General features: G+C 62.8%; 16 protein-coding genes. 13 read left to right on the top strand and 3 right to left on the bottom strand.

All coding sequences use genetic code 11. From position 1 onward, the window contains the following. Window positions 1-3: 3 nt before the first annotated feature. A complete protein-coding gene (locus JQ574_RS14350; RefSeq protein ID WP_212207226.1) occupies window positions 4-747 on the bottom strand; it encodes an outer membrane protein in 744 nt (247 codons plus the stop codon). Then, a complete protein-coding gene (locus JQ574_RS35700) occupies window positions 650-1,156 on the bottom strand; it encodes a hypothetical protein (RefSeq protein ID WP_212207430.1) in 507 nt (168 codons plus the stop codon). Before JQ574_RS35700 ends, JQ574_RS14350 begins: the two co-directional genes overlap by 98 nt. A 104-nt stretch (window positions 1,157-1,260) precedes the next feature. On the opposite strand from JQ574_RS35700, the gene JQ574_RS14340 reads away from it, so the two are divergent. The 4 genes from JQ574_RS14340 (at window position 1,261) to JQ574_RS14325 (ending at window position 5,808) form a co-directional block, all read left to right on the top strand. Continuing rightward, a complete protein-coding gene (locus JQ574_RS14340) occupies window positions 1,261-1,704 on the top strand; it encodes a helix-turn-helix domain-containing protein (RefSeq protein WP_212207227.1) in 444 nt (147 codons plus the stop codon). 281 nt (window positions 1,705-1,985) lie between these two features. After that, on the top strand, window positions 1,986-4,034 hold the full coding sequence (locus JQ574_RS14335) for an elongation factor G (protein ID WP_212207228.1): 2,049 nt from the start codon (window positions 1,986-1,988) through the stop codon (window positions 4,032-4,034). Window positions 4,035-4,288: 254 nt separating this feature from the next. Beyond that, on the top strand, window positions 4,289-5,131 hold the full coding sequence (locus JQ574_RS14330) for a shikimate dehydrogenase (protein ID WP_212295363.1): 843 nt from the start codon (window positions 4,289-4,291) through the stop codon (window positions 5,129-5,131). 98 nt (window positions 5,132-5,229) lie between these two features. Beyond that, window positions 5,230-5,808: a hypothetical protein gene (locus JQ574_RS14325; RefSeq protein WP_212207415.1), complete on the top strand. Its 579-nt coding sequence runs from the start codon at window positions 5,230-5,232 to the stop codon at window positions 5,806-5,808. 209 nt (window positions 5,809-6,017) lie between these two features. On the opposite strand, the gene JQ574_RS14320 is transcribed toward JQ574_RS14325, so the two are convergent. Then, window positions 6,018-7,154, bottom strand: a complete 1,137-nt coding sequence (locus JQ574_RS14320) for an alpha-hydroxy acid oxidase (protein ID WP_212207229.1) — start codon at window positions 7,152-7,154, stop codon at window positions 6,018-6,020. A gap of 103 nt (window positions 7,155-7,257) precedes the next feature. Here JQ574_RS14320 and JQ574_RS14315 point away from each other — a divergent pair, with 103 nt between their 5' ends. The 9 genes from JQ574_RS14315 to JQ574_RS14275 all read left to right on the top strand — a co-directional run bounded on the left by JQ574_RS14315 (window position 7,258) and on the right by JQ574_RS14275 (window position 15,579). Continuing rightward, a complete protein-coding gene (locus JQ574_RS14315) occupies window positions 7,258-7,437 on the top strand; it encodes a hypothetical protein (RefSeq protein ID WP_212207230.1) in 180 nt (59 codons plus the stop codon). Between the two features lie 210 nt (window positions 7,438-7,647). Then, entirely contained in the window at window positions 7,648-8,994 is a 1,347-nt protein-coding gene (gene glmM / locus JQ574_RS14310; protein WP_212207416.1) for a phosphoglucosamine mutase, read from the top strand. 263 nt (window positions 8,995-9,257) lie between these two features. Then, window positions 9,258-10,517 (top strand): MFS transporter, encoded by a 1,260-nt coding sequence (locus tag JQ574_RS14305; protein ID WP_212207231.1) that lies wholly within the window; start codon window positions 9,258-9,260, stop codon window positions 10,515-10,517. A 278-nt stretch (window positions 10,518-10,795) separates the two neighbouring features. Beyond that, on the top strand, window positions 10,796-11,611 hold the full coding sequence (locus tag JQ574_RS14300; protein WP_212207232.1) for an outer membrane protein: 816 nt from the start codon (window positions 10,796-10,798) through the stop codon (window positions 11,609-11,611). Window positions 11,612-11,923: 312 nt separating this feature from the next. Next, entirely contained in the window at window positions 11,924-12,745 is an 822-nt protein-coding gene (locus tag JQ574_RS14295; RefSeq protein WP_212207233.1) for an outer membrane protein, read from the top strand. A gap of 115 nt (window positions 12,746-12,860) precedes the next feature. Further along, window positions 12,861-13,451, top strand: coding sequence for a glutathione S-transferase family protein (locus JQ574_RS14290; protein ID WP_212207234.1), 591 nt, complete (start codon window positions 12,861-12,863; stop codon window positions 13,449-13,451). A gap of 17 nt (window positions 13,452-13,468) precedes the next feature. After that, window positions 13,469-13,939 carry a GNAT family N-acetyltransferase gene (locus JQ574_RS14285; RefSeq protein WP_212207235.1) on the top strand — a complete coding sequence of 157 codons (471 nt, stop codon included), beginning with the start codon at window positions 13,469-13,471 and terminating at the stop codon, window positions 13,937-13,939. Between the two features lie 175 nt (window positions 13,940-14,114). Then, a complete protein-coding gene (locus JQ574_RS14280; protein WP_212207236.1) occupies window positions 14,115-14,327 on the top strand; it encodes a hypothetical protein in 213 nt (70 codons plus the stop codon). Between the two features lie 79 nt (window positions 14,328-14,406). Next, window positions 14,407-15,579 carry a phosphoserine transaminase gene (locus JQ574_RS14275; protein ID WP_212207237.1) on the top strand — a complete coding sequence of 391 codons (1,173 nt, stop codon included), beginning with the start codon at window positions 14,407-14,409 and terminating at the stop codon, window positions 15,577-15,579. The last annotated feature ends 152 nt before the right edge of the window (window positions 15,580-15,731 follow it).

Raw genomic sequence — 15,731 nt, 5'->3', positions numbered from 1 at the left:
TCTTCAGTCAGTATTTGGCGACGACGCCGTAATTGCCGAGCCTGTAATTGACGCCGAGCTTGACGGCATGAATATCCAGGTTCGTTTCGACGGGGATCCCGGCGGAATTTGACAGGGTGCTCGTGTGCTGATCGTCGTGGTGCTGTCAAACCTCATGAAATTGTACTCCGCTTTCCAAGACCAGTTGCCGAGGAAGGCGTTCTCGATGCCGGCGCCCACGGTCCAGCCGGCCCGGGTCGCATGGGCGTCGTTACGTATGCCGCGCACCGGAGCTGTCAGCCCGTAAGTCTCGCGCATCAGCGCCCCGCCGCCCTTGCCGTAAGCCATCCAGCGCTCCCAGGCGTAACCCACGCGCCCCACGAGCGTGGCGGTCCAGTCGACCTCGACATTGTAGGTGAAGGAGCCGGACTGGTTTGATTCGACGGAGGTTGTTGCACCAAGGTTTGCGCCTGAAACGTCTGCCTCTAACCCGACGACCCAATTGCCCGCCTGTCGATTGAAGCCGACCTGCCCGCCACCCACGAAGCCGTTGGATTTTTGCGCGAACGGCGGCATGACGATATTTTCGATCCCTGCGAAAGAAGTGGCATGGAAGTTCCGCTCGGCGCTTGCCCAGCCGGTGTGCCCGCCAACGTACAGCCCTGTCCAATCATACGCGGTTATTGCCGGAGCCTTGTGAGGCAGCGATGGCCGAACACCTGCAGCGGGGCCGCCAAACCTGTAGTTTATTCCCGCCTTGGCCGCCACCGGCAAAGCCGCTTGGATGCTGCGAAAAGCCGGGATTGATAACCACTGTGACCACCCCGTTGCCGATAAACGTTCGCTCGAACGAGCGGTCGGCGCCGGCCCAACCGGCGTGGGCACCGACGTACAGACCGGTCCAGTCATAAACGGTGGCGACCGGCATTGCCTTATAGGCCGGGCGCGGTCCGAGATCTGCCGCGAATGCAGCAGAGAGACTGCCCAATGAAATGGCTGCGGCTGCAAACGTCGTCCGCGATAGATGATACATGGTCGCCCCCGAACAATTCTGCGGATGAGTCTTGATCCCTGAATCGTCCGGTCCGGATTCATCAGGTCGTATTTCATCAAGTCCTGTTTCATCCTTACCAAGGCACGCCAAATTGGCTTGTCCCGGCTGGCCCTCGATTTGCACCGCGTGGCATCGCCTCGCGATTGCTGGCGAGCGTTGCAATCGCGCCACGGGTTGCGAAACTGGCTGGCACAATTGGTTTAACTGGCACTGTCTGGATCGTGCCGATGCAGCTATTTTGTCTTGATCGGGATCTGCTTGAAGCGAAGCGAGTTTTCAGGGCATCGCAGGCGATGGACGTTGACCAGTTGGGCATAAAGGCCGTTGGCGGGCGCGCGGCACGATTGCACGACGTTCTTGCGGCCATCAAATCGGGCTTTCACGACCCGGCGTTCTCGTCGCAGAACGTCGCGCAGCGTTTGGGCCTGTCGCGTCGTTACGTGAACGATTTGCTGGCCGAAAGCGGATCTGGTTTCGCCGAGCGCGTGCTTGAGATGCGGCTGCATGAGGCGAGGGTGATGCTGACGGATGCAGCCCACGATCGATTGAAGGTGAACGAAATTGCATGGACCTGCGGGTTCAACGAGGTCCCTTACTTCAATCGCCGCTTTCGCCGCCGTTTCGGCACGACGCCGACCGAACTGCGCGAAGCGTCGCGACGAACAAAATAAGGTGACGAGCCACCGTTCCGCGAATTTCGATCGCGCCACCGCCGTTGAGCTTACGCTACCCAAGCCGGCACGGCATCGTTGGGTTGGAAAGCCTGGAACTCGCGCCAGGAGCGTTAACTTTTCTCGCTCGCCCGCTGCCGCGGGGGCGGTTGAGCCGGCCGCCGCCGCGCCGGTCACGATGCACCGCAGCAACTTTTTCTGACTTGCCAAATCGCACGCGCGGGCGGAGCATCTGATCCGCCGACCCAATCATGGGCCGAGCTCCAAACAAGGAGGCGGCAATGGGACAAGACGTCAGAAGTCCCCGAGGTCCACGGTGCATTGCGCTGGTGGGCCCTTTCCAGAGCGGTAAAACTACACTTCTTGAAGCCATATTGGCGCGTACAGGCGCCATCCACCGCGCCGGCAGCGTCGATGCCGGAACTTCGGTCGGCGATTCCAGCCCCGAGGCGCGGCACCACAAGATGGGCGTGGCCTTAAGTGCAGCCACCACCAGTTTCATGGGCGACAGCTATACCTTTATCGATTGTCCCGGCTCGATCGAGTTCGCGCAAGACATGCGCGCCGCGCTGCCGGCGGTCGATGCCGCGATCGTGGTCTGCGAAGCCGATGAGAAGAAGCTGCCGCAACTGCAGATCATCCTGCGCGAGCTCGAGGAAATGGGCATTCCGCGCTTTTTGTTTCTGAACAAGATCGACAAGGCCAACAAGCGCATCCGCGAAACGCTGGCGACGCTGCAGCCGGCCTCGCGCGTGCCATTGGTCCTGCGCCAGATTCCGATCTGGAACGGCGAATTGATCGAGGGTTTTGTCGATCTCGCGCTGGAGCGCGCCTTTGTCTACCGCGAACACAAGCCCTCGGAAGTGATCGCGCTGGACGGCGGCAATCTCGACCGCGAGAAGGAAGCGCGCTTCTCGATGCTGGAAAAGCTCGCCGATCACGACGACGTGCTGATGGAGCAACTGCTGGAAGACATCCAGCCGCCGCGCGACGCGGTGTTCGACGATCTCGCGCGCGAACTGCGCGAAGGCCTGATCTGCCCGGTATTGCTGGGTGCCGCAACTCGCGAAAACGGCGTGCTGCGGCTGATGAAGGCGTTGCGGCATGAAGCGCCCGGCGTGGCCGAGACCGCCAAGCGCCTCGGCGCGTCTTCGCCCAAGGATGCGCTGGGCTATGTGTTCAAGACCGTGCATCAGCCGCATGGCGGCAAGCTGTCGCTGGTGCGGCTGCTCGCCGGGCACCTCGATGACGGTGCGACGCTGCAATCCTCGTCTGGCGAGGCGGGCAGGGTCTCCGGCATCCTCGCGGTCAGTGGCGGGCACGACAGCAAACGGGCGGCGGCGGAAGCCGGCGAAACCGTGGCGCTGGGCAAGCTCGACGCCATCAAGACCGGCGACACGCTCTCGAGCGGCAAGACCGCGCCGGCCTCGCTCGCCCGCGTCGAACCGACGCCGCCGGTGCTGGCGATGTCGCTGGCAGCGAACGATCGCAAGGACGACGTCAAGCTCGGCCAGGCGCTGCTGCGGCTGAACGAGGAGGATCCGTCGCTGACGATGATCCACAACACCCAAACCCACGACATCGTCCTGTGGGGGCAGGGCGAGATGCATCTGCGCGTCGCGCTCGAGCGGCTCAAGGATCGTTTCGGCGTCAACGTCAAATCGCAGGCGCCGGCGATCGGCTATCAGGAGACCATCCGCAAATCGATCACGCAACGCGGGCGCCACAAGAAGCAGTCCGGCGGCCATGGCCAGTTCGGCGACGTCGTGCTGGAAATCAAGCCGATGCCGCGCGGCTCGGGTTTTGAATTCCACGAAAAGGTCGTCGGCGGTGCGGTGCCGCGCAACTATATCGGCGCGGTGGAAGAAGGCGTGGTCGACAGCCTCGCGCGCGGGCCGCTCGGCTTTCCCGTGATCGACCTCCACGTCACCCTGACCGACGGCTCCTATCACAGCGTCGATTCCTCCGATCTTGCCTTCCGCACCGCGGCGCGGATCGGCATGGGCGAGGCGCTGCCGCAGTGCCAGCCGGTGCTGCTGGAGCCGATCCACATGGTGGAGATCGTTTGCCCGACCGAGGCGACGGCGAAAATCAACGCCATCCTGTCGGCGCGGCGCGGCCAGATCCTCGGCTTCGACACCCGCGAGGGCTGGGCCGGCTGGGATTGCGTCCGCGCCACCATGCCGGAGGCCGAGATCGGCGACCTGATCGTGGAGCTGCGATCAGCCACCGCCGGCGCAGGCGGCTTTACGCGGCAGTTCGACCGCATGGCCGAAGTGACCGGCCGCGCCGCCGACCAGATCATCGCCGCGAACCGGGTCGCGGCGTGATGGTTTGATGCTCTGCTCCCTCGCCCCGCACTTGCGGGGAGAGGGTCGGGGTGAGGGGCTCTTCTATCCGCTGGCTCAGAATTCGCGACGGGTATGGTGCCATGCCCCTCACCCGGATTGCCTCGCAATCCGACCTCTCCCCGCATAAGAGCTGGGAGAGGTTAGTCGCACCAGTTGCTGCACTGGCCGCAAGCGACATCCCGGCACCCCGCCCCGGCATTGACTCGGCCGCCGGCATGGCCGAATTGACTGCGATGACCCGTGCAATCAGACCTCCCGCCGCATGCCTGATCGGATGGCCGGCTGCGCATTCGCGCTCGCCGTTGATCCATCATTACTGGCTGCGGACGCTGGGCATCGAAGGCGGCTACGTCATCGAGGCCGTGCCGCCCGACGAGTTTCAGGACTTTGTCTTTCGGCTTTCGCTGCGCGGCTTTGTCGGCGCCAACGTCACCATTCCGCACAAGGAGCGCGCGCTGGCGCTGTCGAAGCCGGATGACCGCGCCCGCGCGGTCGGCGCCGCCAACACCTTGTGGTTCGAGAACGGCGAGTTGTGTTCGACCAACACCGATGTCGAGGGATTTATCAATAATCTCGACGCCTGCGCGCCCGGATGGGAGCGTGCCGAGGAGGCGCTGGTGCTGGGCGCCGGTGGTGCGGCGCGCGCCGTGCTGTTCGGGCTGATCGAACGCGGCGTCAAGCGCGTGCATCTGGCGAATCGGACCGGGGAGCGCTCGCAGGCGCTGGCGGATCAATTCGGCGCGAGCGTGTTGCCGGTGGCGTGGGATGCATTGAGTGAGTTGCTGCCGCGCGCCGGGCTGCTGGTGAACACGACGTCGCTCGGCATGCACGGCCAGCCGGCGCTCGAACTCGATATCGCCCGGCTGCCGTCGAACGCCGTGGTTACCGATCTCGTTTACGTGCCGCTGGATACGCCATTGCTTGTCGCCGCGCGCCGGCGCGGGCTGCAGACCGCCGACGGGCTCGGCATGCTGCTGCACCAGGCGGTGCGCGGATTCGAATTGTGGTTCGGAAAGCGCCCCGAGGTGACATCAGAACTTCGTGCGATCGTCGAGGCCGATCTCAACAAAGTTTGAGTTGGAATATTGGGGGCAATGGCTATGTGGAGCTCCACCGGAGATCTCCCATGCCCCAGCATCGTTATCTGCTCATCCGCCCGCTGTTCGCCGCCGCGATGGTGGCCGCGTCCACCATCTATGCCATCGCCCAGCAGCCGCCCACGCCGACGCGGGTTCGCGGCACCATTGAAGGTGTCGAGGGCGACATACTTGCGGTCAAGTCGCGCAGCGGCGAAGATGTCAAGCTGCACATGACCGGCGATATCAGGGTGGTCGGGATTACCAAGATCTCGCTGTCCGACGTCAAGGTCGGCTCCTTCATCGGTGCCACCACGGTGCCGGGACCGGACGGCAGCCAGAATGCGGTCGAGGTGCACGTGTTTCCCGAGGCGATGCGCGGCACCGGCGAGGGCTCGCGGCCGTATGATCTGCGTCCCAACAGCACCATGACCAATGCGACGGTGGATCAGTCGGTAGCCGGCAATGACGGTCACACGCTGTTGATCAAGTACAAGGGCGGCGAGAAGAAGGTTGTGGTCTCGCCGGAGACGCCGGTCGTGACCTATGTCCCCGCCGACAAGTCCGACCTCAAGGCTGGCGCCAAGGTGATCGCGTTCATGAAGAAGCTGCCGGACGGCTCGTTCGAAACCAACCGCGTCAGCGTCGGCCGCGACGGGCTGACCCCGCCGATGTGACTTTCTTCCCTCTCCCCTTGTGGGATCGAGACGAGCGAAGTCGATGTGAGGGGTGGGCGAACTCTCAACGAGTCGTCCCGGCGAACGCCGGGACCCATAACCACCGTTGTCTGTTGTTACACCGAGCAGTAGCTCCAGCTGTGCCTTACAGGTCCGCCTGTGGTTATGGGTCCCGGATCGCGCTTCGCTTGTCCGGGACGACAGCGGGGCTAAATCGCCAGCACGTGATCGTCGATTTCGGCGATGGTGTTGACGCCGCACAGGCCCATCGTCACCAGCATTTCGTTGCGGATCAGATCGAGCGCCTTGGCGACACCCTGTTGTCCGCCGGCGCCGAGGCCGTGGACGAAGGCGCGGCCGATCATGCAGGATTTGGCCCCGAGCGCGAGCGCGCGCATCACGTCCTGGCCCGACCTGATGCCGCCGTCGAACATGATCTCCATCTTGTCGCCGACCTCATCGACGATCTCCGGCAGCACCTCGATCGACGATGGCGCGCCGTCGAGTTGGCGGCCGCCATGGTTGGAGACCACCATCGCATGCGCGCCGGTCTTGACGGCCTCCTCGGCGTCCTCGACGTCGAGAATGCCCTTGAGGATCAGCTTGCCCGGCCAGATCGAACGGATCCAATCGACATCCTTCCAGCTCAGCGTGGTGTCGAACTGCGCGTTGGTCCATTGCGAGAGCTGGGTGATATCGTCGGTGCCTTTGACGTGGCCGGCGATGTTGCCGAAGGTGCGGCGCTTGCCGCGCATCACGCCGGCGACCCAGGCCGGCTTGGTCGCGAAGTCGATCAGTTTCGACAACGACCATTCCGGCGGAATCGTCATGCCGTTCTTGATGTCCTGGTGGCGCTGTCCCATCACCTGCAGGTCGACGGTCAGCACCAGCGCGCTGCATTTCGCCGCGATCGCGCGCTCGATCAGGGATTTGATGAAGCCGCGGTCCTTCATCACGTAAAGCTGGAACCAGAACGGCTTGTCGACATTGGCGGCGACGTCCTCGATCGAACAGATCGACATCGTGCTCAGCGTGAACGGAATGCCGGCGGCCTGTGCGGCGCGGCAGGCGGCGATTTCGCCGTCGCCGTGCTGCATGCCGAGCAATCCGACCGGGGCGAGGCTTAGCGGCAGCGCGGCCGGCTCGCCCAGGATCGTCGTCGACGTATCGCGCCTCGACACATCGACCAGGATACGCTGGCGGAACTTGATCGCTTCGAGATCGGCGCGGTTGGCGCGCAGCGTGTCCTCGGAATAGGAGCCGCGATCCGCATAGTCGAAAAACGCCTTCGGCACCCGGCGCTTGTGCAGCTGGCGCAGATCTTCGATGCAGGTAATGTGCTTCATGAACGTTCCGGCCCCTTCTTGAATTTCTTTTCTGTGTCGTCATCTAGCATGGTTGATACGTCAGCCAAATCAGGCCTGCGGAACCCTGCGGTGAGGACATTCCATGACCGGATCCGATCGTCATCCCAAGCCTGTTCGCACGCCCCGCGAGAGCGCCGAGAAGCGCCGGCTGGACGAGGCCCTGGAGGAGGGGCTGGAGGAGACCTTTCCGGGTTCGGACGCCGTGAATGTGACCCAACCGCCGCAGTCGAAGGGCGACCATCGCATCAAGCGACGCGATTAAGGGGTACCCAGGCAGCGTATGGATTGAAAAATATCATGTTTTTCAATGGGTTGCGCGCCGATCGCGACTCCCGGCGCCGGTAATGATTCATCATATTTTTTGAAGCCATTTTAGCGCTTTGGAGACTATAAGGCCGGTGCACGCTATGGTGCGCGTTCGCTGCTTCTTGCCGGATGGCTTTAAGAGAGGCGCGGAATGGCTGGGGGTTATATGAGCCGCAAATATTTCGGTACCGACGGAATTCGGGGCCGTGCCAATGGTCTGATCACGCCGGAGCTCGCGCTCAAGGTGGGGCAGGCGGCCGGTTTGGTGTTTCAGCGCGGCGATCACCGCCATCGCGTCGTCATCGGCAAGGACACGCGGCTGTCCGGCTACATGATCGAGTACGCCATGGTCGCGGGCTTTACTTCTGTCGGCATGGACGTGCTGCTGCTCGGCCCGATGCCGACGCCGGCGGTCGCGATGCTGACCAAGTCGATGCGCGCCGATCTCGGCGTGATGATATCTGCCTCGCATAATCTGTTCGAGGACAACGGCATCAAGCTGTTCGGCCCGCAGGGTTTCAAATTGTCCGACGAAGTCGAGAAGCAGATCGAGCAATTGCTCGACGAGCCGATCGACCGGCGTCTGGCGCAGAGCGCCAGCCTCGGGCGCGCTCGCCGCATCGACGGCGTCCATGACCGCTACATCGAATTCGCCAAGCGCACGCTGCCGCGCGAACTTTCGCTCGACGGCCTGCGCGTCGTGATCGATTGCGCCAACGGCGCGGCCTATAAGGTGGTGCCGGAAGCGCTGTGGGAACTCGGCGCCGACGTCGTTGCCATGGGCGTCGAGCCTGACGGCTTCAACATCAACAAGGAATGCGGCTCGACCTCGCCGGAGGCATTGAGTCGGAAAGTGCGGGAAATGCGCGCCGATATCGGCATCGCGCTCGACGGCGACGCCGATCGCGTGATCCTGGTCGACGAGCGCGGCCATGTGGTCGACGGCGACCAGCTGCTCGCGGTGATCGCGCAGAGCTGGAAGGAAGATGGCCGCCTCGCCAAACCCGGCATCGTCGCCACCGTGATGTCCAATCTCGGGCTGGAGCGTTTCCTCGAAGGCATTGGGCTGGAGATGGTGCGCACGCCGGTTGGCGACCGCTATGTGCTCGAGCAGATGCTCAAGCAGGGCTACAATCTCGGCGGCGAGCCGTCGGGCCACATCATCCTGTCCGACTATGCGACCACCGGCGATGGTTTCGTCGCGGCGCTGCAGGTGCTGGCCGTGGTGCAAAAGCTGCGCCGCCCGGTGTCGGAAGTCTGCCACAAGTTCGATCCGCTGCCGCAGATCCTGAAGAACGTACGCTATCGCAGCGGCAAGCCGCTTGACGATGCCGAGGTCAAATCCGCGATCGTCGACGGCGAAAAACGCCTCAACGGCTGCGGCCGCCTGCTGGTCCGCTCGTCCGGCACCGAGCCCGTGATCCGCGTGATGGGCGAGGGCGACGATCGCATCCTGGTCGAGGAAGTGGTCGATCACATCGTCACCGCCCTCGGCCACGCCGCCGCGGCGTGATGCTTTCCTTCTCCCCTTGTGGGAGAAGGTGGCACGCGAAGCGTGCCGGATGAGGGGTCTGTCTCCTCAAGCGCAAACTGCTCCTGTGGAAACAGACCCCTCATCCGGCACTTCTTCCCTTCTCCCACAAGGGGAGAAGGGAAGAAGTGCCTGCCAGCGCACCCCAACGCATCGCAGCCATTAGCTATTGATGCTGGTCGCAGCACCGCGCGCGGCGTAGGAACGGGCATTATTCACCAGTCGGTATTTCGGGAATCTCGCCCTTGAACAAGCCGGTCACCGTCTCCGAGGAAGCCCTCATTGCGCCCGTGGTGGTGCCCGACGTGTCGCCGGCGCTCGCCGCGAAGGCGGCCGCCGCGGGGCCGGCCTATGTCGTGCTGGCCGGGATCAGCTTCTCGCACTTTCTCAACGACACCATGCAGTCCCTGATCGCGTCGGTCTATCCGATCCTGAAGGACAATTACGCGCTGGACTATGCGCAGATCGGTCTGATCACGCTGGCGTTCCAGTTCACCGCGTCGCTGCTGCAGCCGCTGGTCGGGCACTACACCGACAAGAAGGCGCAGCCGTTCTCGCTCGCGGTCGGCATGGGGTTCACGTTCTTCGGCCTGCTGCTGCTCAGCGTCGCGCATCAATACGCGGTCATCCTCATAGCAGCGTCGCTGGTCGGATTGGGATCGGCCGTGTTCCATCCGGAATCGGCGCGGATCGCGCGGCTTGCCTCGGGCGGGCGCTATGGCTTTGCGCAATCGGTGTTTCAACTGGGCGGCAGTTTCGGCACCTCGATGGGGCCGGTGCTGGCGGCGTTGATCGTGGTGCCGTTCGGCCAGCCCAGCATCGCCTGGTTTTCCTCGATCGCGTTTCTGGCGATCGTGATCCTGTGGCGGATCGGCGTCTGGTACCGGCCGCAGATCACGACGAAGAAGTCCGCCGTAGTCGAGCGGCATCCGGATGCGCCGGACGCGCGCCGCGTCAAGATCGCACTCGTGGTTCTGGTGGCGCTGCTGTTTTCAAAACAGCTCTACGTGTCGAGCCTGTCGAGCTATTACATCTTCTATCTGATCGACAAGTTTGGCGTCTCGACCCAGGCAGCCCAGCTCTATCTCTTCATCTTTCTCGCCGCCAATGCCGCAGGCGCGTTCTTCGGCGGGCCGCTCGGCGACCGCTATGGCCGCAAATACGTCCTCTGGTTCTCGATCCTCGGCGCGCTGCCGTTCACATTGGCGCTGCCCTATGCCGGCCTGTTTGGCAGTGCGGTGCTGACTGTCATCATCGGGTTGATCCTGTCCTCGGCGACGTCGTCGATCATCGTGTTCGCGCAGGAGCTGATGCCGCATCGCTTCGGAATGATCTCCGGCGTGTTCTTCGGCGTCGCCTTCGGCATCGGCGGGCTCGGGGCGGCGGTGCTCGGCAAGCTTGCCGATCACACCGGCATCGCCTTTGTCTACCATCTCTGCGCCTTCCTGCCGGCGCTCGGGTTGCTCGCCGTGTTCCTGCCGAAGATGCCGAAGCTCGCGCGTTAACGAAGCGTTTGCAAACGACGCGGGCAAGCAAGCGGGTAGGTCAGCATCCGTGTCGTTTTCAGCAACACATCGTTAGGATGTATGGCGGTTTCGCCATTTTCTGTGCCGAAATGCATCAGGTTGCATGCTGCATAAACGCCCGCGCAAAAATTGTTCGGAGATTATCAACCTTAAAAATTAGGGTTAAGCGCCGCTTAAGCATTTGCTGGCATCGTCCGCCCGTGAGTTTTTGATGTGAGGCCTCCGCAGTCGCCTCACCGGACAAAAGGACGAAGCCAATGCGTAGCGTTAAGTCTCTTCTTGCCGCCGGAGCGGCATCCCTGTTGTCGTCGGTGGCCTTCGCCGCGGACATGGCCATCGCGCCCCCGCCCCAGTATGCGCCGCCCCCGGTGGTCGAAGACTTCGGTGGCTGGTATCTGCGCGGCGATATCGGGTTCAGCAATCAGCGGGTCGAGCGTCTCAACAACGTCCTGGATTCGGATGCCATCGCATCGCGCCAGAACAACAGCTTCGGCACCGCCGGCATCTTCGGGCTCGGCGTCGGTTACAAGGTCAACAACTGGTTCCGCGCCGACGTCACTGGTGAGTATCGCGGCAATTCGCAGTTCTTCGGAACCGATCACCTCACCTACCTGGGCCCTGCGTACGGTGTCGACACGTATAACGCGACCAAGTCGGAATGGGTCGTTCTCGCCAACGCCTATGTCGATCTCGGTACCTGGTGGTGCGTGACACCGTTCATCGGTGCCGGTGTCGGCGGTGCGCGGGTCTCCATCGCCAACTTCACCGACACCAATACGCCCAACGCAGGCGTAGCCTTCGGTGACAATGTTGCGAAGTGGAATTTTGCCTGGGCGGCGCACGCCGGTCTCGCCTACAAGGTCACGCCGAACTTCACGGTCGAACTGGCCTATCGCTATCTTGACATGGGCGACGGTCTGACCGGCGATCTCCGCCGCTTCGACGGCGTCAACGCCATCAACAACCCGACCACCTTCAAGAACATCACCTCGCATGACCTCAAACTCGGCGTGCGCTGGAACCTGGAAAGCCCGCAGGTCTATGCGCCGGCGCCGCTGATGCGCAAAGGTTAATTGCGGCTGCCATCCGTTAAGGATTGAGAACGGCGCGGGATCTTCCCGCGCCGTTTTGCTTTTGGCGCGGCCGCACCTAGAGTTTCGCTTCTGATTGAATCGGAACCGAAGCTCTAGAATCTTGTTTTGACGCGTTTTCTTCACGCGAACCGGTATCCACTTCGCTCGAAAACGCTCTGACGCCCGTCGCGAGCACGCGATGCGTTTGGCTTTTTCCCGCAAGATCACGTCGCATCGGAGCCCGCGATAACGATTGGTTAGGGTTAACGAGCCATGATCAACGCAAGTTAGAGTGTGCGATGGAGCGTTGCGATGCGTCGTTTTTTGCTGGTGGCGGTGATGTGTGGCGCGGCGGCTGGCGCGCAGGCGGCCGATATGCCGGACTTGCCGATTCTACGCGGCAGTTTCACGGACGGGTTGAGCAGAACCACCGTCACCTGGTCGGGCGTCTATGTTGGCGGCCACGTTTCGCACGGTGCGGCGGACATGAACTTCACCAATTCCGGCCAGGACCTGCTCGCCAAGCTCCTCAACAATCTCGATCTGGAATCGCAGTTCAACATCTCGCAATGGCCTCTGCTCGGGAAGTCCCATATGCAGGGCAGCGGCTACGGCGGGTTCGTCGGTTATAATTTTCAGTGGAGCGACGCCGTCATCGGTGTCGAGCTGAACTATACCCACGGCAACTTCTTCGGTGCCAACAGCGGTTCCCAGGGTCGCTCGTTCCAGTACCCCACCGATTACATATCGACAGCGCGCGTGTCCTCGAGCGCCTCGATGAAGATCACCGATTACGGCTCGTTGCGGGTACGTGGCGGATACGCCATCGATGGCTTTCTGCCATATGGATTCGTCGGCGTTGCGATGGGGCAGGCGAATATTAATCGCAGGGCCGATGCCAACATTGATTATCTCTATGTCGGCACGCAGGGACTCCCCAATCTATCGGCGGCCGGGTTCCTGACGGACAACGCCAACTCCAAGTTCATCACGGGGTTCGCCGGCGGTCTCGGCATCGACGTGATGCTGTATGCGGGTCTCTTCCTGCGCGCCGAGTGGGAATATCTCCGCTTCACCTCCAGTGTCGATACCACCGTCAACACGGTGCGCGCGGGCCTCGGCTACAAGTTCTGACGGGCTGCAAGCTCTGATCTGGCCTCAGACTTGGCCTCGTCCGTCGTCGATCCTGATACCGTTGACAGATTTGCCGCGGGCTGTTGCACTGTCGCCATAACGAGGGCGGCCGCTCATGAAAATCTACGGCGATACCAATTCCGGCAACTGTCTGAAGGTGAAGTGGGTGTGCGACAAACTCGCGCTGCCCTATAGCTGGATTGCAATCGACACGCTCAAGGGCCAAACCCGCACGACCGAGTTCCTCAAGCTCAACTATGCCGGCCAGGTGCCGGCGGTCGAATTCGACGACGGCCGTACGCTGGCGCAGTCCAACGCCATCATCCGCTATCTTGCCCGCGGCAGCGATCTCATTCCGGCGGATGCGTTCGCCACCGCGAAGATGGACGAATGGCTGTTCTGGGAACAATACAGCCACGAGCCCTATATCGCGGTCTGCCGTTTCCAGATGTTCTATCTCGGCAAATCTGCCTCCGATCTCGACCCCGACAAGGTCAAGCGCGGCTATGCGGCGCTGGCGCGGATGGAGCATCAGCTCGCCATCACGCCGTTCCTGGTCGGCGACGCCGTCTCGCTCGCTGACGTCTCCCTGCTGGCCTATACAAGGCTGGCGCATGAAGGCGGCTTCCATCTCGACGGCTATGCCGCCGTGCGCCGCTGGATCGGCGAGACCGAAAAATCGCTCGGCCTGCCGCCGGCGCGCTGAATTCACCGGAAAACCCCATGGTCACCGTTTCGCAAGTCACCATCCGTCGCGCGCGCCGTGACGACGTCGGTCCCATCGTCGCCATGCTGGCGGACGATCCGCTCGGTGGCCCGCGCGAGCGGCTCGAAGATCCGCTGCCGCAGGCCTATTTCGACGCGTTCGAACGCGTCGCGGGCGACCGGAATATCCATCTGGTGGTCGCCGAGGACGGCGAGGGCGCTGTCGTCGGCTGCCTGCAGCTGTGCATCCTCCCTGGATTGAGTTCGCAGGGCGCCTCGCGCGGTTTGCTCGAGGATGTCCGCGTCGCCAGCCATTGCCGCAGCCGGGGCATTGGCGAGCAACTGGTGCAATGGGCGGTTGCAGAAGCGCGCGCCAACGGCTGCAAGCTGGTCGAGCTGCTGACGCATCATACGCGCGTCGATGCGCAACGGTTTTATGAACGGCTTGGGTTCGCGCGCAGTCATGTCGGCATGACCTTGAGATTCTGAGCTTTATTCTTGTGCAAAGTTGAGTCGCGGCGCAGGCAATTGCCTAGAGTAGTCGTGACTCTGCAATCCCATTAACAGGCGATAAACTACCTCGGCCTCCGTGATTTTACGGAGAGGAACGTCTCCGCTATGTCAGCGTCTCCCATGGGGCCGTGGGCAACTCTGGGGATTTTCGATGAAGGATTTTTCGATCGTGCGGATCGGCAACGAATATGTCGTGCAGGCTGGCGAGAAAAGCGTTTTGAAAACTTCGAGCCGGCGAATGGCCGCCAGGCTGATCAACGATGCGGCCGGACTACTGGAGCAGCAGCCGGTCTCGTCCACAGCTGTCGATGCTTCAATCACCTGTGATGTCAGGGACATATCGGAAGCGCCCGAAGTTCCTTGACGATCGGGCGCGATTCCCCTAATCACCGCCGCGGGACACCTCCCCCCAACGGGAGGCTTGCTATCTGGAAGGATAGAATATGACCGTAGCGAAGCCCGCTTCGCGGCCCAATGTGCCGCATTTCTCCTCCGGCCCCTGTGCCAAGCGCCCCGGCTGGAACCCCGCAAATCTCAAGGACGCCGCGCTCGGCCGTTCGCATCGCGCGAAGGTCGGCAAGGCCAAGCTCAAGCTCGCGATCGAATTGACGCGCGAAGTGCTTGAAGTGCCGGCCGGTTACAAGATCGGCATCGTGCCGGCGTCCGATACCGGCGCGGTGGAAATGGCGCTGTGGTCGCTGCTCGGCGCGCGCCCGGTCACCACCATCGCCTGGGAATCCTTCGGCGAAGGCTGGGTCAGCGATATCGTCAAGGAACTGAAGCTCAAGGACGTCACCAAGCTGCACGCCGGCTATGGTGAAATCCCCGATCTTTCCAAGGCCGATCCCGCCTCCGACATCGTCTTCACCTGGAACGGCACCACTTCCGGCGTGCGCGTGCCCAATGCCGACTGGATCAAGGCCGATCGCGAAGGCCTCACCATCTGCGACGCAACGTCTGCCGCTTTTGCGCAGCCGCTCGATTTCGCAAAGCTCGATGTGGTGACGTTCTCCTGGCAGAAGGCGCTGGGCGGCGAGGCCGCGCACGGCATGCTGATCCTCTCGCCGCGCGCGGTGGAGCGGCTGGAGACCTACAAGCCGGCGTGGCCGCTGCCGAAAATCTTCCGCCTGACCAAGGGTGGCAAGCTCAACGAAGGCATCTTCGAAGGCGAGACCATCAACACGCCGTCGATGCTGTGCGTCGAGGATTATCTCGATGCACTGAATTGGGCGAAATCGATCGGCGGCCTCAAGGCGCTGATCGCGCGCGCCGACGCCAACACCAAGGCGCTGGCCGACTGGAAAGCCAGGACGCCGTGGATCGACTTCCTGGCCAAGGATCCGGCGATCCGCTCCAACACTTCGGTGTGCCTGAAGTTCGTCGATCCCGCGATCACCTCGCTGACGGCGGACGCGCAGGCCGACTTCTCCAAGAAGCTGGTAGCGCTGGTGGAGAAGGAAGGCGCCGGCTACGACTTCGCCTATTACCGCGATGCGCCGGCGGGCCTGCGGATCTGGTGCGGCGCCACCGTGGAAGCCTCCGACGTCGCGCTGCTGACGCAGTGGATCGACTGGGCGTTCGCCGAGACCAAGGCCGCGTTGCCGAAGGCGGCTTGAGTTTTCTTTTTAACCTCTCCCCGTTCTTACGGGGAGAGGTCGGATCGCTCGGCAGCGCAATTGCGCGCCTGAGCGATCCGGGTGAGGGGCTCTCTCCGCTGGCACCTTGCCCGTAGCTGCCCCTCTCCCCCGTAAGAACGGGGAGAGGGAGA

This window comes from Bradyrhizobium sp. AUGA SZCCT0158 (genome assembly GCF_018130065.1).
GTDB lineage: Bacteria > Pseudomonadota > Alphaproteobacteria > Rhizobiales > Xanthobacteraceae > Bradyrhizobium.
The sequence above is the reverse complement of the archived record's forward strand: the minus strand, read 5'-3'. Positions and strand labels throughout refer to the sequence as shown.